Origin of the sequence: Streptomyces cyaneofuscatus (genome assembly GCF_000718135.1) — a bacterium.
In the GTDB taxonomy this organism is placed as follows: domain Bacteria; phylum Actinomycetota; class Actinomycetes; order Streptomycetales; family Streptomycetaceae; genus Streptomyces; species Streptomyces cyaneofuscatus.
The window spans coordinates 21,262-42,643 of sequence record NZ_JOEM01000008.1 but is presented as its reverse complement, the minus strand read 5'-3'; the positions used below and the strand labels follow the sequence as shown (position 1 = coordinate 42,643).

The window sequence follows — 21,382 nt, the reverse complement described above, 5'->3', positions numbered from 1 at the left end:
GCCGCCGGCGGGCTCAGTACGCGGGGATGAGCCGGGCGAGGCGGGTGGTGCGCTCGGGGCTGAGGTCCAGCGCGGTGAGGATGGAGGGGTTGGCGATGCTGGGCAGGATGTGCCGCTGGAGCGTGACGTAACGCTGTTCCAGATCGCGGTAGTTGGTGAGGGTCTGGGAGACCGCCTGAATGCCGGTGAAGGCCGCGACGTAGAGGTCGGCGGTCTCCGTGGGGTTGACGTGCGGGAGGAGTTCGCCGTTCTGTTTGGCTTGGGCGAGCAGGTCGTGGGTGGTCTGCTGCCACCGGAGGAAGGGGCCGGTGCGATCCAGGCCCTGGGCCTGCTGGTCCATGGAGAGACGGACACCGGCACGGGTGAGGAGACTGGTGTGGAGACGGTGGCTGAACAGCATCCCCATGTCCACGAGCTCCTGGAGCTTGAGGAGTTGGTCCGGAGTGGGCGGTGGGGGGTCCTGGGCCTCGATCACACCGAGCGCGAGCTCTTCCTTGGACGGGAAATGGAAGTACAGCGCGCCTTTGGTCACTCCGGCGATCTTGAGTATCTCGGTGATGGTGGCGGCCTGGTAACCGTGCTTCTCGAAAGTCTCGGCTGCTGCCATCAGGATGGCCTGGCGGGTACGGATCGCCCGGTCCTGCTTGGCCATCTCTGTCTCCTTCGTCGGGCGGTGCCGGTCGTGGGGCCGGGCGGGCAGCCGGTGGGGATAGAAAAAAAACCGCTTAGTCTGTATCTTATCAGCGCGTGCGCACCGCAGAAACGACTCGCCCGTCACATGACCCCTGGGGGGGAGTTATGCCCGAAGCAGCAGTCTTGACCGACCCTGTAGCGGCGTCGGCCGTGGGCTCGGAGGCCCGAGTGGTGCATCCGGTGGGAATGGAACTGGTTCACAGGAGCAGGGCGGAGGACGCCTTTCCGCGCAACTGGGAGCGGCTGGGGCCGGACCGGTTCCACGTGGAGGCGGTGCTTCCGCACGATCATCCGTTCTTCGCCCCGGTGGGAGCGGACCGTCACGATCCGCTGCTGGTGACGGAGGCGATGCGGCAGGCGGCGATGCTGGCCTTCCACGCCGGGTACGGAGTCCCCGTCGGCTACCACTTCCTGATGGCCGATCTGGACTACGCGACCCACCCCGATCACCTGGTCGTGGGCGGCCTGCCCACCGTGATCGACGTGGAGGTGACCTGCTCCGAGCTCAAGTGGCGCGGCGGGCTGCCGGTGCAGGGCCGCGTGGACTGGGTGGTGCACCGCGCGGGCCGGCTGGTCGCGACCGGTATGGGGGCGACGAGGTTCACCAGCCCGCGTGTCTACCGGCGGATCCGCGGCGGATCGGCGGAGCCGGGCGTGGTGATACCGCGGACGGCGCCGGTGGACCCCGCCCGGGCGGGGCGCGCCAGGGCGGAGGACGTGGTGCTCTCGGAGAGCTCCCGTGAAGGGGTCTGGGAGCTGCGGGTGGACACCCGTCACCCGACGCTCTTCCAGCGGCCCAACGACCATGTGCCGGGGATGCTGCTGCTGGAGGCGGCGCGGCAGGCGGCGTGCCTGGCCGCCGGGGACGGCGGGTTCGTCCCCGCAGAGGGGCGTACGCACTTCCACCGGTACGCGGAGTTCGGCAGCCCGTGCTCGATCGCCGCGGAGGTCCTGCCGGGCGGCCCGCCGGGCGAGGTGCGGATCCGGGCGACGGGCCATCAGGACGGTGAGCCGGTCTTCGACACGGTGCTGACGGGCCCTGTGACGGCTGGCTGAGGAGCAGCCGTCCGGCGCGCGTGTGAGCGGTGTGTTGCGCCTGGACGACAGGCTGATGACGGTGTGTGAGGAGTACGTGGCGTGATTCTGGTGACAGGGGCGACGGGGGCGGTCGGCCGCGAGGCCGCCCGTCTGCTGGCGGCCGCCGGTCCGGTGCGGATCCTGGCGCGGCGGCCGGAGCGCGTGACGGTGCGCGGACCCGAGGTCGACATCGTGGCGGGGGAGTACGGGGACCGCGCGTCCCTCGACCGGGCGCTGCGGGGCATCGACGCGGTGTTCCTCGTGACGAACAGCCCCACGGAGCCCGATGACGCGAGGGTCGCGGCGGCGGCCGCGGCGGCGGGGGTACGCCACCTCGTGAAGCTGTCGATGATGGCGGTGGAGGAGCCGGACGCGGACGACTTCATCACCCGGCTCCAGCGCGGCAACGAACAGGCCATCAGGGAGTCCGGGGTGCCGTGGACCTTCGTCCGCCCCAGGACGTTCATGTCCAACACGCTCTCCTGGGCGAAGGGCATCGCATCGGACGGTGTCGTGCGGGCCCTTCACGGGCGGTCGCCGGTCGCGTGCGTCGATCCCCGGGATGTGGCGGCGGTGGCCGTCGCGGCCCTCACCGGTACGGGCCACGAGGGACGGGCGTACGGGGTGTCGGGCCCGGAGGCGATCAGCGCGTACGAGCAGACGGCCCAGCTCTCCGAAGTGCTGGGCCGGCCGCTGCGCTTCGAGGAACTGCCCTTGGACCGCGCGCGCGAGGCGCTGCTCGCGAAGTATCCGCAGCCGGTGGCCGAGGCGTTCCTGGAGAGCGCGGAGCGCCAGCGGGCCGGGGCCAAGGCTGCGGTGGTGCCCACCGTCGAGGAGCTGACCGGCCGTCCCGCCAGGCCGTTCCGCACCTGGGCCGCGGACCACGCGGAGTCCTTCGGCGCGGTCGGTCGAGCCGCCTGGCGCCCGGCGTAGGGATGCGGGTGCCGACCGCGCATACGTTCCCCTGGAAATCAAACCGGTAAGTTGGTTTGATATTCCCATGACGCTGCTTCACCGCTCCGGCGGAGCGCCCCCGGCCTTCGGAGCCCACAGCCCGGGGCCCCATCCCATCCGCTCCTCCTCCCGGCGGAGGCCACGGTGACCAAGCAGGTGCGCGCAGCGCGTACCCGCCAAGCCCTGATCCGCTCAGCGGCGATCGTGTTCGAGCAGCACGGGTACGGACAGGCGCGCCTGGCGCTGATCAGTTCCGGCGCGGGCGTCAGCACGGGGGCCCTGCACTTCCACTTCGAGAACAAGGCCGCGGTCGCCCAGGCCGTGGTCGCGGAGGCGTCGCACGGTCTGCTGGAGGTGTCCGGCTCCATCCGCCGCAGGACGGACACGGCCCTGCAGACCTTGGTCGACACCTCGCACGCCCTGGTGGACCTGCTCGGCCGCGATCCGGTCACGCGGGCCGGATTCCGGCTCAGCTACGGCGGGGAGAGGGGCGGTGAACCCGGCCTGCCCGCGCAATGGCAGAGCTGCGTCGGGGAGTTGCTCGACGAGGCGGCCGCCGTCGGCACCCTCGTGGAAGGCGTCTCCCGCACGGACGTCACCGCCGCGACGGTCGCCGCGACCACCGGGTTCGAGGTGCTCGGACGGTGCGACGCCCAATGGCTGTCCACCCGGACGCTCACCGGCTTCTGGCGGCTGCTGCTGCCCTGCCTCGCCGACCCGGAGATCCTGCCGCTCCTGGACCCGTCGGGGACCACCGTGGCGACGGACGTCGTCGCCACGGGCCGGCCCGAACGTGAGACGTACGGGATGGAGACGGCCGCGCCGATCTGACCTCGCGGCTCAGCCCGTGCCCATCGAGCGGTACATACCGATCGAGTCGTGCGCGGCGGTGTCGGCGAAGCCGAACTTCTCGTACAGGAAGCGCGCGGGTCCGTCCGCGATCAGTGAGACGTACGCGGTGGCGGGCGCCCGGCGTTCGAGCTCCTCGGTGAGCGCGGCCATGATGCGCCTGCCGAGGCCCCGGCCCTGGTGCGCGGGGTGCACGCAGATGTCGACCACCTGGAACGCGGTGCCGCCGTCACCGATGATCCGCCCCATGCCGATCGGTTCGCCCTCGTGGTGGAGGACCACGCCGTGCCACGTGTTGGGCAGGGCGATCGCGACCGCCTCGGGCGCCTTGTCGGAGAGCCCGGCGTCGGTGCGCAGTCGGCGGAAGAGCTCGACGGACGGTACGCCCACCCGGAGCTCGTAAGGGTCAGTGGTGTGATCCATACATTACACGATAGGGCAACGCCTGGGCGCGCCTATCCGGCCCGGCCCCGGCCCGCCCTGCCACCCGGGTCGACCCGCTCCACATCCGCCCGCCGCGCGTCCGCACCCCAGCTCGCCAGCAGCCGCAGCGCCTCGGCCGACGTGGAGTCCGGTTCCGCGTGGTAGGTCACCACGTACTGCTCCGGATCGTCCGGCAGATGCAGCGTCTCGTACGACAGGGCCATGTCCCCGACGAGCGGGTGCCGGATGAGCTTCGTGCCGTGCCCCTTCTCCTTCACGTTGTGCGTGGCCCACAGCCGCCGGAACTCGTCATTCTTGACGGAGAGTTCACCCACCAGCGCGGAGAGCTGCGGATCGTCCGGGTGGCAGCCCGCGTACAGGCGCAGATAGCTGACCATGTCCGAGGCCTTGGAGTCCCACTCCACGAACAGGTCCCGGTAGGCGGGGGAGAGGAACACCAGCCGTGCCCAGTTCCGCTCCTCGGGCGGCAGCGCGCCCCAGTCGCCGAAGACCGCCGCCGCCATCGGGTTCCAGGCGAGGATGTCGGAGCGGGCCCCGGAGACGTACGCGGGAATGCCCTCCAGGCTGTCCAGGAGGTGCAGTAGTCCGGTCCGCACCCGCTGCACCCTCGCCGGGCGGCGCTTCTTCTTGTGCCGGGCGGGCTTGGCCATGTGCGTCAGGTGCGCGTGCTCGGCGTCGCTGAGCCGCAGTGCCCGGGCGATCGCGTCGAGCACCTCGGCCGAGACGTTGCGCCCATTGCCCTGTTCCAGCCGGGTGTAGTACGCCACCGAGACCCCGGCCAGCTGCGCCAGCTCCTCCCGCCGCAGCCCTGGCACCCGGCGGGCCCGGCCGAACTCCGGCAGCCCCACGTCCTGCGGCTGGAGCCGGGCCCGCCGGGTGCGCAGGAACTCGCTGAGCTCGGCGCGCCGGTCGAGCGGCTCGGGGGCGGAGGGGTCGGGCGAAGCGTCCATGGCTCCCATTATTCCTGGTCGTACGCGCGGGAGCCTGTCCCCGCCAGTAGTAGGACCACTGGACGTAGGCAAAGCGGTGACCTGGGTAAATGCTGTGCACACCCTGATGCTGGGAGACGTACTTACCGCATCACCCAGAGGAGAACCTCCGGCATGACCACCGTTGCCGCTTACGCCGCTCCCCGTGCCAAGGCCCCGCTGGAGCGCACCACGATCGAGCGCCGCCCGGTGGGCGAGTTCGACGTCCTGATCGACATCAAGTTCGCCGGTATCTGCCACTCCGACATCCACCAGGCCCGCGACGGCTGGGGCGAGGGCATCTTCCCGATGGTGCCCGGCCACGAGATCGCCGGGATCGTCACCGAGACCGGCCCCGGCGTCACCAGGTTCAAGGCCGGCGACCGCGTCGGCGTCGGCTGCATGGTCGACTCCTGCGGAAAGTGCGACGCCTGCCTGATGGGCCGCGAGCAGCACTGCGTCGAGGGGAACACCCAGACGTACAACGCCCTCGACCGCAGCGGCGAGCCGACGTACGGCGGTTACTCGACGCACATCGTCGTGACCGAGGGGTTCGTCGTCGGTATCCCCGAGGGCATCGCGCTGGACGAGGCCGCGCCGCTGCTGTGCGCCGGCATCACCACGTACTCCCCGCTCCGCCGCTGGGGCGCCGGTCCGGGCAAGAAGGTCGCGGTCATCGGCCTCGGCGGACTCGGCCACATGGCCGTCAAGATCGCGCACACCCTCGGTGCCGAGGTCACGGTCCTCTCCCAGTCCCTTCGCAAGAAGGGCGACGGGCTCAAGCTGGGCGCCGACCACTACTACGCGACCAGCGACCCCAGGACCTTCGAGGAGCTGGCCGGAACCTTCGACATCATCCTCTCCACGGTCTCGGCCCCGCTGGACTTCGGCGCCTACCTCGCCCTGCTGCGGACGGACGGCACCCTGGTCAACGTGGGCGCGCCCGAGGAGCCGATCTCGCTCAACCTCTTCTCGCTGATCGGCGGCAACAAGTCGATGGCGGGCTCCGCGATCGGCGGCATCGCCGAGACCCAGGAGATGCTGGACTTCTGCGCCGTGCACGGCCTCGGCGCCGAGATCGAGGTCATCGAGGCGGGCCAGGTCAACGAGGCGTACGAGCGGGTCCTCGCGAGCGACGTCCGCTACCGCTTCGTGATCGACACCGCGACCATCTGAGCGATCTGTTCGGCAGTTGTACGCCGGGTGCCCCGGGCCCTTCCAAGGGCCCGGGGCACCCGGCGTACAGACTTATGCGGAAGGCGCGACCGAGCGCCGCGCCGCCTCCAGGACGGCCGCCAGGAGCCCGGGGAAGCGGGCCTCCAGGTCGTCCTCGCGCAGCCTGCTCATCCGGGAGGTGCCCTCGTAGTGCTGGCGGATGACGCCCGCCTCGCGCAGCACCTTGAAGTGGTGGGTGGTGGTGGACTTGCTCACCGGGAGGTCGAACGCGATGCAGGCCATGTCCGCGTGGCCGTCCGCCAGCTCGCGCACGATGGTCAGCCGGACCGGGTCGGCCAGCGCGTGCAGCACGCCCTCCAGGCGGATCTCCTCCGTGGACGGATGGGCGAGCCGGCGCCCGGACGGGGCGGCGACGTCGGGCTCGGTCGTGGGCATGGGCGGCCTCCTCAGGTCTCGCGTCTCTAAAGTACGAACATCCTCGTAGTTTGACAACTGCCGTACTACGAGGTCTATCGTACTGGCCATGGCTGTCCTGCCCTTCCAGCCCGGGCAGGGCGTCAGCTCCGTGCCCCGACCCCTTGAGGAGACGTTCCGGTGAGTGCTCTGTTCACGCCCCTGTCCCTGCGGTCCCTGGAGATCCCCAACCGCGTGTGGATGTCCCCGATGTGCATGTACTCCGCGGCCTCCCACGGGTCCGAGACCGGCGTGCCGACGGACTTCCACCTCACCCACCTCGCGGCCCGCGCCGCCGGCGGCGCCGGGCTCGTGATGGCGGAGGCCACCGGCGTACGCCCGGACGGCCGGATCAGCCCGTGGGACCTGGGCCTGTGGAACGACCGCCAGCAGGAGGCCTTCACCCGGATCGCCGCGGCGATCGCCTCCCACGGATCGGTCCCCGCGATCCAGCTCGCCCACGCCGGCCGCAAGGCGTCCACCGAGCGGCCCTGGCTCGGCGGCGCGTACGTCCCCGAGAGCGACGGCGGCTGGCAGCCCGTGGCCCCCAGCCCCGTCGCGTTCGACGGACAGCCCGTCCCGCACGAGCTGACCGAGGACGAGATCCAGCAGTTGGTACGCGACTTCGCCGCGGCCGCCGAGCGCGCCCTCGCTGCCGGATTCCGGGTCGTCGAGATCCACGGCGCCCACGGCTACCTGATCAACTCCTTCCTCTCCCCGGCCGCCAACCACCGCACCGACGCCTACGGCGGCAGCTGGGAGAACCGCCTGCGCTTCCCGCTCCAGGTGGTCGACGCCGTCCGCGCGGTCTGGCCCGACGACCTGCCCGTCCTCTTCCGCACCTCGGCCACCGACTGGCTGACCGAGAACCCGGAGGATGCGCGCGAGGGCTGGACCGGTGACGACACCGTCCGCCTCGCCAAGGAGCTGACCGCCCACGGCGTCGACCTGCTCGACGTCTCCACCGGCGGCCTGGTCCGCGACGCGCAGATCTCCGCCCACCCCGGCTACCAGGTGCCCTTCGCCGCACAGGTCCGGCAGGCCGGCGACATACCCGTCTCCGCGGTCGGCCTGATCCTGGAGCCCGCCCAGGCCGAGGAGATCGTCGCCTCGGGCCAGGCCGACGCCGTCATGCTCGGCCGTCAGCTGCTGCGCCACCCGTACTGGGCCCACCACGCCGCCGACGCCCTCGGCGCAGAGCCCCGCTGGCCCGACCCGTACGGCTACGCCGTGGTGCGCCGCCGCACCGCCGAGAAGGAGACGGCCAAGGCCTGACCCGCCGCCTGACCCACCGCCGGACCCGCCCGCCATCCCGAGCGGGCGGCCCGGCGCGGGCCGACAATGGCGCTGTGATCCCCACCGGGCAGGAGAGGGCGACCATCGTCCGCCGGGCCGTCCGGGTCGCCGTCGCGGCGAGCGCCGGGTTCTACCCGCTGCTGTACGGCGCCGGACTCCCGGTCATGGCGCTGTACGCCCTCTTCGCCCCCATCGCCGTCGGTCTGCTCTCACCCGTCCCCGGCTCCGGCCGCCAGCGGGTCTCCGTGATGCTGCGGGCGCTGCCCCCGGCCCTGGTCCTGGCGACCCTGGGCACGCTGCTCGCGGTGCAGACCTGGGCGGCCGTCGGCGGCATGCTGGCCGTGGGGTTCGTGCTGGCGTTCGCCGCGGTGGGCGGCCCGCGCCCGGCGGGCGTCGCGCCGGGCCTCCAGCTCTTCTACATCCTCGCCTGCTTCCCGCCGTACGCCCCCGGGACGCTCGGCCAGCGGCTGGCCGGGCTGACCCTCGGCGTCCTGGCCCTCGCCGCCTGCGAACTCCTGCTGCCCGACCCGCCCGCCGTGTCCTACCCGGAACGCCTCGCCCGCGCGCTCGACGAGGCGGCCCGCGGTGCCGCCCCCGGCGGCGTACCGCCCGAGAAGCTGCGCGAGGCGGGGGCGAGGCTGCGGCTGGCGTCCGTACCACCGGCGGAACGCCCGGCCGGCGCGGGGCGGACGGACCGCGCACGGGAACAGGGCGGCCGAGCGGTCCGCAGACTGCTGGACCAGCTGGCCACGCTCGCCGAGACACCACCGACAGGCCCCGACCCCGCCTCCGCCGCCCTCCTGGACCGGGTGTCCGAGCTGTGCGCCACCTGCGCCCGGTTCCTCCGCACCGGAACCGGGCCACCGGTGGCCCGGGCCCTGGAGGAGGCGATGCGGGACTTCCAGGCGGAGCGCGTTCGCCTGGCCTCCGGGCCGCCCGGCGAGCGGCCACCGGTCGAGGTCCTGCGCCGCCAGTCGCAGGTGCTGGCGCTCGCCGAGTCGGCGCGGATGGCGGAGATCACCACGGACATCGCCGTACACGGCCACCCCACCGAGCCCGCCGTCCCGCGCCGGCTGTTCTGGTACGCGGAGCTGTCCACGCCGAGACTCTGGGCCCGGCGGGTCACCGGCAACGTGACGTTCCGGTCGGTGCTGTTCCAGAACGCCCTGCGGACCGCGCTCGGCCTCGCGGCGGCCCGCGCGGTGGCCGGTTCCCTCGATCTGTCCCACGGCTTCTGGGTGCTGCTCGCCGTCCTGACCCTGGGGCGTACGACGGCCGGCGCGACCTGGCGGGCGGTCCGCCTGGCGGTCGCCGGGAACGCGGCCGGAGCGCTCGTGGCGGGAGCACTCCTGATCGGGCTGGGCCCGCACACCGACGCGTACGCGGCTCTGCTCGCCCCGGTGATGCTGGTGGCGTTCGCCCTGGGACCGCTGCTGGGCATCGCGTACGCGCAGGGGTTGTTCACGCTGGTCGTCGCCACCGCGTTCGCCCAGATCGAACCGGTCACCTGGCGGCTCTCCGAGGCCCGGATGATCGACGTCGTCACCGGCAGCGTGATCGGTCTGCTGTGCGGGCTGCTGGCCTGGCCGGCCGGTGCGCGGAGGGAGGTCCACCGGGCCATGGCGGAGCTGCTGCGCGTCTGCGCCGAGCTGGTGCCGGTGACGGCACAGGCGGTGCTGACACCGGCGGGCGGTTCGCGGGCAGCGCCGCAGACCTTGCCCGGCGTCCACCGGCTGCGCCTCGCCGAAGCGGCGTACGCGCAGTACCGCACGGAGGCTCCGGGGGAGGACACCCGTACCGACTGGCACGCCATGCTCATCGCGGCGAATCACATGCTCCTCGGCGCCCACTGGCTGCCCCGCTTCGGCCTCCGCCCCGAGGCCTGCGCGAGCGCCCCGGCCGCCGTCTGGGCCCGGGCCACGGCCGAGGAGCTGGTCGCGGAGACGGACCGGATCGCCGCCGAGCTGACCGGCGCCCCGACGCCCGTACGGCGGTGGACCGCACCGGACGGCCCTCCGCCGACGCCGCTCTCGGTCGACCTGGAGGTGTGGATGACGAGCCTGGCCCACCAGCTCACCCGGATCGACTCCTCGCTGACCCCGTCGCCGGACCCGGACGCTCCCCCCGTCAGGCCGTCGCGGCCTCGAACAGCACCCCCGGGTTGAGGATCCCGGCAGGGTCGAGGGCCTGCTTGGCCGCCCGCAGCGCGAGCGCGAACGGCTCCGGGCGCTGCCGGTCGTACCCCGGCCGGTGGTCGCGGCCGACCGCGTGGTGATGGGTGACCGTCGCCCCCTGCTCGCCGAGCACCTCCATGGCCGCGGCCTTGATCTCGTCCCACATCACCACCTCCGCCCCGCGCCGGCCCGGGGCGATCACCGTGAAATAGGGGGCGGGACCGTCCGGATAGACATGCGTGAACCGGCAGTTGATCAGGCCCGACGCACCGGTCACCTTCCGGACGGCCGCCCCGACGTCCCGGTGCACCGCCTCGTACAGGGCCGGGAACCGGTCCCAGGTGCAGGCCGTCTCGAACGTCTCGCTGATCACGCTCATCCGGGCCAGCCCGTCGCGGAGGTACGGCATCCGCAGGAACGCCGAACGCCAGGTGCCGGCGGCCGAGTCGCCGTCACCGGAGGCCGCCTCCACCGGGGAGCCGCCGTGCTCCCGGGCCAGTGCCACGAGCTCGGCGAGCCGGCCCTCCACCGGGCCGTACGCCGACTCCACCCCCAGTACCAGCACGCTCCCGCCCCCCGCCGCCACGCCCGACAGCGCCGCCTCGCCCGGGTCGAGCAGGCGGCAGTTGGCCGGGTACAGGCCCGACTGCGCGATGGCCCGGACAGCGTCCACCGCGGCGGGGAACCGTTCGAACACCACCGAGGCCGACGCCTTGTGGGAGGGGCGGTCCTGGAGCCGCATCCACGCCTCCGTGATGATCCCGAGCGTGCCCTCCGAGCCGAGGAACAGCCGGTCGGGGGAGGGCCCGGCCCCCGAACCCGGCACCCTCAGCGACTCGCTCACCCCCGAGGGTGTGACCACGCGCAGGGATTCGACCAGGTCGTCGATGTGCGTGTGGAGGGTGGCGTAATGGCCGCCGGCACGGGTGGCGAGCCAGCCGCCCAGGGTCGAGAACGCGAAGCTCTGCGGGAAGTGCCGCAGCGTCAGCCCGTGCGGCCGCAGCTGCGCCTCCAGGTCAGGGCCGAGAACACCCGCCTGGATCCGCGCGGCGCGGCTGACCCGGTCGATCTCCAGGACCCGGTCCAACCCCGACAGGTCCAGGGAGAGGACACCGGAATGCTCCCCGGCGCGGTACTCGACCCCGCCGACGACCGAACTGCCCGCCCCGTACGGGACCACGGCGACATCCTCCCCGGCGGCCCAGTCGAGCAGCTCCACCACGTCCCGCTCCTCCCGGGGGCGGGCGACCAGATCCGGCGCGGCCGCCATGTTCCCGTACAGCGCGCGGACCACGTCCCGGAAGGCCTTGCCGTAGGTGTGGGCCGCCCGGTCGGCCGGGGCGGAGGACACGAGATGGGCGAGGGCGGCGGGCGCGCTCACCCGGACCGCCGGCAGCGCCAGCGAGGCGATCGACGGAACCGGGAGCGCCGACTCCGCCGCCCCGGGGACCAGAGCGGCGAGCGAGACACACTCCGCGTCGGGCAGCGCCTGGTCGAGGGCGCCCCAGCCCCACCAGGAGCGGACGGAGGCGCTGTCGCGCCGGGGAGGAGAGGGAGGAAGGGAAGAGCTGCGGTCCGCCATGAACGTATGACCTTCCGGTAATTTACCTCTGGGTAATTTACCGGAACGTATAGTCTCAGGCGTGAACACGGCAAGAGCCTCGTCGTCCGCCGCCACCCCACCCGCGAAGGGCGCCCGGGGCGCCGGGACCAAGGGAGTCCCCCGGGCGCGCCGTGAGGAGCAGATCCTCGCGGCGGCCATGGACGAGTTCGGCCGCCACGGCCACGCCTCGGCGTCGATGGCCGCGATCGCGGGACGGGTCGGCGTCACCAAGCCGATGCTGTACACGTACTTCGGCTCGAAGGACGGCCTCTACCTCGCCTGCCTGGAGCACGTCGCACCCCGGCTCGTCACGGCGATCGAGGAGGCGATGGGGCGTTCACGAGGACGCCTGACGGCGGGGGAGAAGCCCGCGGCGGAGACTCCCCACCGCGTGCTCAGCGCTGTTTTCGGTGTTCTTGAGGAGCAGCGGGGCGCCTGGTTCGTGCTGTACGACAGGACGCTGAAGCCCGGAACCGACCTGCACGCCGCCGCGCACCGGCACCGGCGGACCATCGACGACCTCGCCGCGTCCGGAACGGCGGACCTCCTGCGCGGGCACGGCAACGAGGACCCGCTGGACGCCGACGCGCTCAAGCACGTGTGGACCGGCACGGTCGGCGCGCTGGTCGGCTGGTGGACCAGCCACCCGGACCAGTCGGCGCAGGACATGGCGGCGCGCTGCGCCCGCCTGCTGACCGCGATCCGGGGCTGATTCGGTACGCGGTCGGGCCCCGCCGCGTGCGACGGGGCCCGACGTGAGCGATGCGCGCGGTCAGCCGGTCAGCGCGAACGACTGGGCGGCAGCCCCGTTGCACGGCTGCTGGGAGAGCCGTGCTCCATCGGCGGTGGAGGAGTTGTCGACGGTGAGGCACTTGCCGCTGTGGCGGGCGACGAAGCGGTACCGCCCGTTGGTGGCCAGCGGCTCGGGCCGCCACTGCTGGTTGGTGGAGCCCACGTACGACCAGAGGTGGACCTTGGTGCCGTCGGCGGTCGCCCCGGCGCCGCCGTCCACGTCCCAGACCTTCGCGTTGTGCCGGTTCACCACCTGGTAGTGGCCCCCGCTGGTCGGCCGGAACTGCCAGCCCTGGTTGGCCCCGGTGCCGCAGGCCCACTGCTGGAGCGCGGTGCCGTCACCGGTGCCCCAGTCGGCGGCGTCCAGGCAGGCGCCGCTGTTGGTGTTCTGCACCCGGTACCAGGCTGCGGGGTCGATCGAACCGGCCGGAGGCTCGGTCGTGCCACCGTTGCCGTCCCAGGTGAAGGTGGCGACGGCACCGGCGGGCAGGGTGTACGCGAGCGACTTCCCGTTGTCCGTCAGCGAGAACCGCTGGGGTGCGGAGGCGGTGTTGACGACGACGGCCGCGCGGGTGCCGTCCGGGTTCTGGAAGGCGACGTTCTGCACACCCCCGGCGCCCTGGCTGGTGGAGCCGATACGGGTCGCGCCCGGCTTGATGAACTTGGTGACGTGCCCCAGGACGTAGAACTCGGCGTTCCGGGTGACCTGGCCGCCGGCGATCTCCACGATGCCGTTGCAGCGGTTGGTGCAGTGCCCCTGGTGGGGGCCGCCGTTCTGGTCCAGGGCCAGGTTCCAGTTGATGACGGTCTCACCGCCGTTGCGCATGTTCTGGACGACGAGGTTCTCGGCGTGCCACTTGAGGGTGTCGCCGAACGTGGTGGCGGGGTTGGCGCTGTCGGTGCCGGAGCACTCGGTGAAGAAGACCCGCTTCCCGGCGTTCACGATCTGCTGCTGCGCCGCCGGGGCTCCGCCGTAGCAGTGGAAGGCCGCGCCGATGATCCGCTGGATGCCACCGGTCCGGGCGAAGACGTCGAGCGGGTAGTTGGGGTGGTCCCAGTTGTGGTCGTACGCCAGCAGGTTGGTGGGCAGGTTGGCGGCGGTCAGCGTACGGTCCAGGACCTGGAAGAAGTCCGCCTGCTGAGTGGCCGTCATGCTCATCGACGGGTAGCTGGTGGCGAACTCGGGCTCGTTCTGCGCGGTGAGGTCGGTGAGGGTGATGCCCTCCTGTCCGTACGCCCGGATCGCCTTGACCAGGTAGTCGGCGTAGGCCTGGTAGTGCTCGGCCCTCAGGCTGCCCCCGTTGAGGGAGTTGTTGGTCTTCATCCAGGCCGGGGGAGACCAGGGGGAGCCCATGAACCGGATGGCGGGGTTGATGGCGGTGGCCTGTTTCAGGACCGGGATGATCTGGTCCCGGTCCCGGTCGATGGAGAACGAACCCCGGGTGTCCTCGTAGGTGTACGCGTTGGAGTTCGCGTCGAAGTCGGTGCTGCCCAGGGGCTGGCGCAGGTAGTTGAGCCCGATGCCGTCCCCCTCCGCGGAGAACAGCGACCGCAGGAGTGAGGTGCGTTGGGCCTGCGGGAGGCTCTGGATGAGGTGGGCGGATGCGCCGGTCACGGAGGCGCCCGCGCCGGTGAACTTCTGGCCCTTGCTGTTGGCGTCGATCCGGATGTCGACGCCCTGCGGGGTGCCGGTGAACGGCACGCTTCCGTCGGCGGTGAGCTTCTTGCTGCCGTCCGTGGTGGTGACCCAGACCTGGGCGACCGGGTCGGCGGCCTGGGCGGTGGTGACGGTGGCGTTGAGGCCGAGTCCGGCGACGGCCACGACGAGCGCGGCGCCTGCCGCGCGTGCTCTGAGGCGCAGGGGGCGGGGATGAGGCATGTGCGGCTCTCTCCTTGGGTCGATACGTCGATACCTGGAGACATCGGCGGGGCAACGGCATGAAACCACACCCACTAAGTGGTTAGTAAGTAGTCGGATGCGGTGTTCTGCCGCCCGGGGGAGATCTCTCCCGGAGCGCCGCCCGGAGCAGGCTTAAGCTGACCCGGTGAGCAACCAGTCAGTGGGCAAGCAGCCGGTGGGCAAGAAGTCAGTCGGCAGGCCGGCAGGCCGTCCGGCCGAGCCCCGTACGCCGCGCAGCCCGGAAGCCCGGCAGCGGCAGCAGGACATCCTGTCCATCGCCATGGACACCTTCGCCGCCCGCGGTTACAACAACGCCTCGCTCGCGGAGATCGCGGACCGGGTCGGCCTCACCCAGGCGGGCGTCCTGCACTACTTCCGCTCCAAGGCGCTGCTCCTCACCAGCGTCCTCGAACTGCGCGACCGGGCCGACATCGAACAGCTCGGCCCGGACCGCCCCCAAGGGCTCGACTTCCTGCGCCACCTGGTGAACACCGCGCTCCGCAACGCCGAGCGCGAGGGGATCGTCCGGCTGTACGCGGTCCTGTCGGCCGAGTCCGTCACCGACGACCACCCGGCCCAGGACTACTTCCGCGACCGCTACGACGGACTGCGGGTCTTCGTCGCCGACGCCCTGCGCGAGGCGTGCGAACTCCCCTCCGACCGCGCGGAGACGACCGGGAACGCGGCCAACGCCATCATCGCGGTCATGGACGGCCTCCAGGTCCAGTGGCTGCTGTCGCCGGACTCCGTGGACATGGCCGCCTCGACGGATCTCGTGGTCACGTCCCTCCTCGCCACCCTGGCACCCGAACGGTTCGGCCCGCCTTCCTCCAGCTGACCGCCTGGTACGGACGACGTATTGTCCCAATCCCCGGCCGGGCGTGGCCGACTGGCCGTAGCATGCGAGGGCTTCGGCGATCCGGAGCGACAACTGAATGCGTGCGCGACTGGGGGAAGCCGGTGGGAATCCGGCGCTGACCTGCAACCGTGTGCGGCCCGCCGGGCCGCGAGTCGGACAGCCCGGCGCGTGACGTGTACCGCTTCCCCTGTCATGGTCTGCAGTGCGAAGCCCTGCGGCCCCGGTCCGCCGCGCGTACGCCGCGAGACGCGCGGACGGACGCGGCGCGGACGGTCGGGCTCCGGTGCGGCACGGCAGGCCGCCCCGCACCGGAAAGGCACTCTCGTGCACCTGACATCCGCCCGCCGCCCCTCGTCGTCACGGCCGCACTCGGCCTCGCTCTCGCCGCCGCACCCGCTGTCGCCCAGCCGCAGGCCAAGGCATCCACGAACGCCCCCGTGAAGGTCTCGCTCACCGTGAAGGGTCCGGACGGCCGCCTCTTCAAGGGAAAGATCAAGACCAAGGGGCATGACGTGACCACTGCCACCGGCGGCACGCACCGCTGCGACGGCACCAACGGGGGAGCCAACCCGAGCGCCGTTCCCACGCCGACCGCCGCCCTCGACGACGCCGCACGGAAGAGACACTTCACCTGGGACGGCACCTGGTACGCGTCGTTCGACGACTTCTCCGTCGACACGATAAAGAACGTCAGCGGTGGCGGAGTCGCCTACTGGAACATCGCCGTCAACGGCACCTCGATCCCGGTCGGCGGCTGCCAGTTCAAGCTGCGCGCAGGAGACAAGGTCGCCTTCACCTGGACCGCCTTCTAGGGCTGCGGAGCCCGCGGCGCTGCCGGGCCCGGCCCGTCCAAGGCCCGGGCCCGGTACGTTACTTGACCTCGGCCTGCCCCGCCCCGGCCGCCGCGTGGCGGAGCTGGTCGATCCCGGTGTCGAGCGCGGCCTTGAGGTGGGCCGAGCTGCCGGTGGACATCATGATCGACACCCCGCCCTGGATCCCGGCCAGCAGGGCGGCCGCGTTCCGGTCGGCGTCCACGGAGGCCGGGATCAGCTCACGGGCCCGGAGCGTACGGATGCCCTCCGCGATGCGCTCCTGCCACTGGCGCATCAGTTCGGCCGCGATCGCCCGCGCCCCCGGCTCCGAACGGCCGACCTGGAGGAACAGCGACCCCAGCGGGCACTGATCGTTCTGGAGCTCGTACCGCTCCACCACCGCGTCCCGCCACCGGTACCAGGACTCCCACGAGTCCAGGCAGTCCAGATGCGGCTGCTGGTCCTCCAGTACGCGCTCCGCCTCGAACCGGGCCACCGCCAGGAGCAGTTCGTCCTTGCCGCCGGGGAAGTAGTGGAAGAGCTGGCTCTTGCTCGTACGGGTGCGGTCGCGGATGTCGTCGAGGGTGGTGAAGGCGACACCCTGCTCGCGGAGCACCTCGGCCGCACCCTCGACGATCCGGGCCTGCGTGGCGCGCCCCTTCGCTGTGGACGCCTCGGGCATCGGTCACGCCCCCCTCGAAGAAGAATGGACTGGGGAGTCCAGTCTAAACGCGCCACGCGTCCGCCAGGAGTGGACTTGCCGGTCCATTTTCATCGGAGCACAGTCGGTTGCGCGTCCCCGACAGCCGGGTCGCCCGCGGAGCCGGGAGAACGACGTGCCCGCTCGCGGGAGTGCGTACGAGATCGAGGAGGAGACAGGTCATGGGCGGACGACTTGCAGGGAAGACCGCGCTGGTCACAGGCTCGACCAGCAACATCGGGCGGGCCATCGCCACGGCGTTCGCCGCCGAAGGGGCTCACGTGATCGTGTCGGGCCGCAACGGCGAACGAGGCTCGGCGGTCGTGGGGGAGATCCGCGCGGCCGGCGGACGCGCCGACTTCGTGGCGGCCGACCTGGACGGCAGCGCCGCCGTGTCGGACCGGCTCGCCGAGGAGGCGACCCGGGTGCTGGGCGGCCGCATCGACATCCTGGTCAACAACGCGGGCATCTTCCCGGGCTCCACCACCCCGGACACCGACGAGAAGACGTTCGACCGCGTCTACGCCGTGAACGTCAAGGCCCCCTACTTCCTGACCGCCGCCATCGCCCCGGCCATGGTGCGGGCGGGAGGCGGGGCCGTCATCAACCTCGGGTCCTGGGTGGCCCGCCTCGGCACCCCGGTCGGCACCCTCTACAGCTCGACCAAGGGTGCGGTGGAGACCCTGACCCGGGCCTGGGCCGCGGAGTTCGGCCCGCAGGGGGTCAGGGTGAACGCCATCGCGCCCGGCGTGGTCGTCCCGCCCGCCGGCGAGGGCGAGGCGCACCCCGGCGAGATCATGATGAAGGGCACCCCGGCCGGTCGCATCGGCACCCCGGACGCCATCGCCCACGCCGCCGTCTGGCTGGCGAGCGACGAGGCCGCCTTCGTGCACGGGACAGTGGTGGACGTCGACGGAGGACGCGTGGGGGCGGCGGTCATCGCCGCCTGAGCGCTGGTCACCGCCTCGCGCGCCCGCCCGCACCCGTCGACAGTTGGTTGTCCAGCGCCTCCAGGAGCCAGTCATGGGCCGTCCCCGGCGTCGGCTCCGGGTGGCTGCTTGGAGCGCCGAGCACCTCGCCCGTCAGCTCCCAGTACCGGTCGATGCGCGGATCGGCCGCGAGCTGACCGGCGAGCCGACGGCGGAATCCTGGAGTGTCACGGGTGCCGTACGTGCTCGCGTACGCGTCCACGAACCCGTCCAGGGCTTCACCCGGGCGGGGCTCCGCGCCCCGCCGCATCTCCCCGCCCGCCAGGTCGTACGCCGTCGCCAGCCCCGCGTACAGCACGGCCGACTCACGGGCCCCGGCAGCGCTGTGCGCTCTGGGCTGGCACGGGCCGCTGCCGCTGCCGCTCCCTCCGCACGGCCGGGTCACGAAGGCGTACAGCCGGGCGAAGGCGAGCACCTGCTCCGGCCGGGGGTCGTCGGGCGGCTGCGGTACCGCCACCTCCAGGAACGCCCCGACGGCCCGCGCCGGCATCCGGGCGGGCAGCCACGCGCGCCAGAACCGGACCAGTGCGGCGGTGCTCGGCGGAGCGGCCACCGCGCCGACCAGGCGCAGCCGGGCGGGCCGCTCCTCCGGCGGGCAGTCCCGTACGAGCTGGAGCGCTGTCTCCCGCCAGCGCAGGGCCTTGAGCTCGGAGCCGAGTACGCGCAGCCGGCCGTCGACCGCCGCCTCCAGCACATCGGCCGCGTCCCCGGCGTCCTGCTCGTCCAGGACGCGGCGCACGTCGGCGACCGGCAGGCCGAGACCGCGCAGCGAGCGGATCAGGGCCAGCCGCTCCACGGCCTCCGGGGCGTACCTGCGGTGCCCGCCCGCACTGCGGGACGCCTCCGGCAGCAGCCCGCCGTCCGAGTAGAAGCGGACGGTCTTGACGCTGACGCCCGCGAGTTCGGCCAGCTCACCGATCGTGCACAGACCGTCGGGCGACGAGAACACTTGAACCTCCCCCAAGAGGAGTTCCTACGGTACCGGCGAGCGCTGGCGGAGAACCGGGCCGGTGCGCGCAGGAGCGTGTGACGAGGAGGAACCATGACCGTATTCATCCTGGTGGCGGGGGCGTTCACCGGCCCGTTCGTATGGCGGGACACAGCCGCGCGACTGACGGCGGAGGGCGCCGAGGTGCATACGGTGGCCCTCACCGGGCTCGGCGGGCGCCCCGTCGCTCCCGGCGAAGCCGTCGACCTGGAGACGCATGTCGCGGATGTGCTCGCGGTGATCGACTCGGTGGCGGTGGAGAGCGGCGGCGACATCGTGCTCGTCGGCCACGACTACGGCATCCACCCGGCGCTGGGCGCGGCGGACCGGCGGGCGCGGTCGGTCGCCCGGATCGTCAACCTGGACTCCGGGATGCCCCGGGACGGCGTCCCGGCCCTGGCCGCGCTGCCCGACCAGCGCCTGCGCGAGGAACTCACCGAAGGCGGAGGAGGGGTAGGTGAAGGGCAGGCCGGTGAACTGCCGCCGCCCGCCCGCGACGCCTGGTCCCGCTGGGGGAGCACCGCCGGGCTCTCCGAGGCGGCCCTCGACGGGCTCACCGCCCTCGCGGCACCGCAGCCCCTGGGCACACTCCTCCAGCCGCTACGGCTCACCGGCGCCGTGGCGGCGGTCCCCGTGACCGGGGTGCTGTGCACCGGCAACGGGCCGGGCATCGAGCTCGTCCAGCTGATGGTGGACCTCGGCGAACCCGCGATCCAGGCCCTCGCCGACCCCCGGGTGACCTTCTTCGAACTGCCCACGGGCCACTGGCCGATGCTGTCCTGCCCCGCCGAGCTGGCCGAGGTCCTGACCGAGGCGGCGGCCGGCCGGGGCCACCGGCTGAAGCCCGCCGACGCCGCCGAACCGCCCCCGCATCTGCGGCCGTTCCTCCTCGATGTACCCGAACGCCCCCGCGAACGGACCGGGAACACCGACCTGTACCTGCCCGAGGGGCCGGGGCCGCACCCGGCCGTGGTGTTCGTCCACGGCGGCCCCGTACCCGCCGGGGCACGGCCGACGCCCCGGGACTGGCCGACCCTGACGGGGTACGCCCGGTACGTCGCCGGGCACGGAGCCGCAGCCGCGACGGTGGACCACCGGCTGCACGCCTTCACCGACTACGAGCGGGCCGCCGAGGACGTGGCCGCCGCGGTGGAACGGGTGCGGGCCGACCCCCGGGTCGACGCGGACCGGATCGCCCTGTGGTTCTTCTCGGGCGGCGGCCCCCTCACCGCCAACTGGCTGGCCGCGCCCCCGGCCTGGCTGCGCTGCCTGGCCGCCAACTACCCGATCCTGGCCCCGCTGCCGAGCTGGGGGGTGGCGGATGCCCGTTTTCACCCGGTGCGGGCGGTCGCCCGGGCGGGGAAGCTCCCGATCGTGCTGGTCCGGGCGGGCCGTGAGATGGCCGAGATCGCCGCGACCGTGGAGGAGTTCCTGACCGCGGCGAGGCGCTGCGGGGCCGACGTCGAGGTGGTCGACGTACCGGAGGGGCGGCACGGCTTCGAAACCCTTGACCGGACGGACGAGGCACGCGACGCCGTACGCCGGGCGGTGAAGACGGTACTGGCCCGCCTCACCGCCTGAACCGCCTGACGGTCTGAACCGCCTGACCGCCTGACCGTCTGAATTGGGGATTACTCGATGACCAGCTCGACGTCGATGTTCCCCCGGGTCGCCTTGGAGTAGGGGCAGTAGGCGTGGGTGGCCTCGACCAGCTGCCGGCCGACCTCTCCGGTGAGGGAGTCCGGCAGCTCCACGCGCATGACGACCGCGAGACCGAAGCCGCCGCCGTCCTTGCCGATGGAGACCTCGGCGGTCACGGAGACGTCCTTCGTGTCGAGCTTCATCTCGCGGGAGACGGCGGCCATCGCGCTGGCGAAGCAAGCCGCGTACCCGGCCGCGAAGAGCTGCTCGGGGTTGGTGCCCTTGCCGTTGCCGCCGAGGGCCGGGGGCAGGGCGAGCGGCAGGTCGATCTGGCCGTCCGAGCTCACGGCACGGCCCTCGCGGCCGTTGGCGGTTGCGGCGGCGGTGTACAGCGCGTCCATGGGGTGACCCTCCTTGTCGGTGCCGCGAACGGATCGCCGCGGCCACGAACACAAAGATTGCACATCATTAAGTTGTGCACAACTCAATAGCGTGGTCGGCGGTACGCTGGTTCCATGACGCCTGCTCCGAACGCCTCGCCCGACCTACCCGCCGTCCCCGACGAGGAGCTGCTGCGACTGGACCATCAGGTCTGCTTCTCGCTGCACGCCGCGTCGCGGGCGTTCGGTGGCTTCTACCGGCAGGCGCTCAAGGATCTCGGCCTCACCTACCCCCAGTACCTGGTCATGCTGGTCCTGTGGGAGGAGGGCCCCCGGCCGGTCAAGGCCATCGGGGAGCGCCTCCGGCTGGATTCCGGGACCCTCTCACCCCTGCTGAAGCGGCTGGAGGCGGCGGGGCTTGTCCGGCGTGAGCGCAGCCGTGAGGACGAGCGATCCGTCGTCATCGAGCTCACCGGTGAGGGTGCGCGGCTGCGTGAATCCGCGCTGTCCGTCCCTCGGGGGGTGCTCGCCGCGACGGGTCTGTCCGTGGAGGAGGTGCTCGGACTGCAAGAGGTGCTCGGCCGCCTCACCGCGGCCCTGACGGAAGCCGCCGACGCTCGATGACCGCCCAGTG

General features: G+C 72.4%; 21 protein-coding genes. 12 read left to right on the top strand and 9 right to left on the bottom strand.

Annotated features, from left to right (window positions below; translation table 11 throughout):
* Positions 1-13 precede the first annotated feature (13 nt).
* Positions 14-652, bottom strand: coding sequence for a ScbR family autoregulator-binding transcription factor (locus IF17_RS0114830; RefSeq protein ID WP_030565993.1), 639 nt, complete (start codon positions 650-652; stop codon positions 14-16).
* Positions 653-879: 227 nt separating this feature from the next.
* Between IF17_RS0114830 and afsA the strand changes: the two genes are divergently transcribed.
* The 3 genes from afsA to IF17_RS0114815 all read left to right on the top strand — a co-directional run bounded on the left by afsA (position 880) and on the right by IF17_RS0114815 (position 3,555).
* Positions 880-1,749 carry a 2-oxo-3-(phosphooxy)propyl 3-oxoalkanoate synthase gene (gene afsA / locus IF17_RS0114825; RefSeq protein ID WP_106980188.1) on the top strand — a complete coding sequence of 290 codons (870 nt, stop codon included), beginning with the start codon at positions 880-882 and terminating at the stop codon, positions 1,747-1,749.
* Between the two features lie 81 nt (positions 1,750-1,830).
* Positions 1,831-2,703 (top strand): NAD(P)H-binding protein, encoded by an 873-nt coding sequence (locus IF17_RS0114820; protein ID WP_030565989.1) that lies wholly within the window; start codon positions 1,831-1,833, stop codon positions 2,701-2,703.
* A gap of 165 nt (positions 2,704-2,868) precedes the next feature.
* Positions 2,869-3,555 (top strand): ScbR family autoregulator-binding transcription factor, encoded by a 687-nt coding sequence (locus tag IF17_RS0114815; protein WP_030565987.1) that lies wholly within the window; start codon positions 2,869-2,871, stop codon positions 3,553-3,555.
* A gap of 9 nt (positions 3,556-3,564) precedes the next feature.
* Here IF17_RS0114815 and IF17_RS0114810 read toward each other — a convergent pair whose 3' ends face one another.
* Together IF17_RS0114810 and IF17_RS0114805 are read right to left on the bottom strand one after the other, a co-directional pair.
* Complete coding sequence (locus tag IF17_RS0114810; protein WP_030565986.1) at positions 3,565-3,996, bottom strand: GNAT family N-acetyltransferase; 432 nt, start codon at positions 3,994-3,996, stop codon at positions 3,565-3,567.
* A 32-nt stretch (positions 3,997-4,028) separates the two neighbouring features.
* On the bottom strand, positions 4,029-4,967 hold the full coding sequence (locus IF17_RS0114805) for a helix-turn-helix domain-containing protein (protein ID WP_030565984.1): 939 nt from the start codon (positions 4,965-4,967) through the stop codon (positions 4,029-4,031).
* A 153-nt stretch (positions 4,968-5,120) separates the two neighbouring features.
* On the opposite strand from IF17_RS0114805, the gene IF17_RS0114800 reads away from it, so the two are divergent.
* Entirely contained in the window at positions 5,121-6,161 is a 1,041-nt protein-coding gene (locus tag IF17_RS0114800; RefSeq protein WP_030565982.1) for an NAD(P)-dependent alcohol dehydrogenase, read from the top strand.
* A 72-nt stretch (positions 6,162-6,233) separates the two neighbouring features.
* Here IF17_RS0114800 and IF17_RS0114795 read toward each other — a convergent pair whose 3' ends face one another.
* Positions 6,234-6,596 carry an ArsR/SmtB family transcription factor gene (locus IF17_RS0114795; RefSeq protein ID WP_030565980.1) on the bottom strand — a complete coding sequence of 121 codons (363 nt, stop codon included), beginning with the start codon at positions 6,594-6,596 and terminating at the stop codon, positions 6,234-6,236.
* 159 nt (positions 6,597-6,755) lie between these two features.
* Here IF17_RS0114795 and IF17_RS0114790 point away from each other — a divergent pair, with 159 nt between their 5' ends.
* A complete protein-coding gene (locus IF17_RS0114790; RefSeq protein ID WP_030565978.1) occupies positions 6,756-7,889 on the top strand; it encodes an NADH:flavin oxidoreductase/NADH oxidase in 1,134 nt (377 codons plus the stop codon).
* A 74-nt stretch (positions 7,890-7,963) separates the two neighbouring features.
* Positions 7,964-10,075, top strand: a complete 2,112-nt coding sequence (locus tag IF17_RS0114785; protein WP_106980187.1) for an FUSC family protein — start codon at positions 7,964-7,966, stop codon at positions 10,073-10,075.
* Here IF17_RS0114785 and IF17_RS0114780 read toward each other — a convergent pair.
* A complete protein-coding gene (locus IF17_RS0114780) occupies positions 10,038-11,666 on the bottom strand; it encodes an FAD-binding oxidoreductase (protein ID WP_030565974.1) in 1,629 nt (542 codons plus the stop codon). The two genes, IF17_RS0114785 and IF17_RS0114780, sit on opposite strands and share 38 nt — an antisense overlap.
* Before the next feature lie 61 nt (positions 11,667-11,727).
* On the opposite strand from IF17_RS0114780, the gene IF17_RS0114775 reads away from it, so the two are divergent.
* The gene (locus IF17_RS0114775; protein ID WP_030565967.1) at positions 11,728-12,399 is read left to right on the top strand and encodes a TetR/AcrR family transcriptional regulator; all 672 of its coding nucleotides are present in this window, start codon (positions 11,728-11,730) and stop codon (positions 12,397-12,399) included.
* 60 nt (positions 12,400-12,459) lie between these two features.
* On the opposite strand, the gene IF17_RS0114770 is transcribed toward IF17_RS0114775, so the two are convergent.
* Entirely contained in the window at positions 12,460-14,358 is a 1,899-nt protein-coding gene (locus IF17_RS0114770) for an RICIN domain-containing protein (protein WP_030565965.1), read from the bottom strand.
* Positions 14,359-14,659: 301 nt separating this feature from the next.
* Here IF17_RS0114770 and IF17_RS0114765 point away from each other — a divergent pair, with 301 nt between their 5' ends.
* A complete protein-coding gene (locus IF17_RS0114765) occupies positions 14,660-15,217 on the top strand; it encodes a TetR/AcrR family transcriptional regulator (RefSeq protein WP_030565963.1) in 558 nt (185 codons plus the stop codon).
* Positions 15,218-15,573: 356 nt separating this feature from the next.
* Entirely contained in the window at positions 15,574-16,050 is a 477-nt protein-coding gene (locus tag IF17_RS0114760) for a DUF4430 domain-containing protein (protein ID WP_030565961.1), read from the top strand.
* Positions 16,051-16,108: 58 nt separating this feature from the next.
* Here IF17_RS0114760 and IF17_RS0114755 read toward each other — a convergent pair whose 3' ends face one another.
* The gene (locus IF17_RS0114755) at positions 16,109-16,732 is read right to left on the bottom strand and encodes a TetR/AcrR family transcriptional regulator (RefSeq protein ID WP_030565960.1); all 624 of its coding nucleotides are present in this window, start codon (positions 16,730-16,732) and stop codon (positions 16,109-16,111) included.
* Positions 16,733-16,932: 200 nt separating this feature from the next.
* Here IF17_RS0114755 and IF17_RS0114750 point away from each other — a divergent pair, with 200 nt between their 5' ends.
* The gene (locus IF17_RS0114750; RefSeq protein WP_030565957.1) at positions 16,933-17,700 is read left to right on the top strand and encodes an SDR family NAD(P)-dependent oxidoreductase; all 768 of its coding nucleotides are present in this window, start codon (positions 16,933-16,935) and stop codon (positions 17,698-17,700) included.
* A gap of 7 nt (positions 17,701-17,707) precedes the next feature.
* Here the strand turns inward: IF17_RS0114750 and IF17_RS0114745 are convergent, their stop codons facing one another.
* On the bottom strand, positions 17,708-18,688 hold the full coding sequence (locus IF17_RS0114745) for a MerR family transcriptional regulator (protein ID WP_030565955.1): 981 nt from the start codon (positions 18,686-18,688) through the stop codon (positions 17,708-17,710).
* 93 nt (positions 18,689-18,781) lie between these two features.
* Here IF17_RS0114745 and IF17_RS0114740 point away from each other — a divergent pair, with 93 nt between their 5' ends.
* A complete protein-coding gene (locus IF17_RS0114740) occupies positions 18,782-20,308 on the top strand; it encodes an alpha/beta fold hydrolase (protein ID WP_030565953.1) in 1,527 nt (508 codons plus the stop codon).
* A 50-nt stretch (positions 20,309-20,358) separates the two neighbouring features.
* Here the strand turns inward: IF17_RS0114740 and IF17_RS0114735 are convergent, their stop codons facing one another.
* Entirely contained in the window at positions 20,359-20,769 is a 411-nt protein-coding gene (locus tag IF17_RS0114735) for an Ohr family peroxiredoxin (RefSeq protein WP_030565951.1), read from the bottom strand.
* Positions 20,770-20,883: 114 nt separating this feature from the next.
* Here IF17_RS0114735 and IF17_RS0114730 point away from each other — a divergent pair, with 114 nt between their 5' ends.
* Positions 20,884-21,372, top strand: coding sequence for a MarR family winged helix-turn-helix transcriptional regulator (locus tag IF17_RS0114730; protein WP_030565949.1), 489 nt, complete (start codon positions 20,884-20,886; stop codon positions 21,370-21,372).
* Positions 21,373-21,382 lie beyond the last annotated feature (10 nt).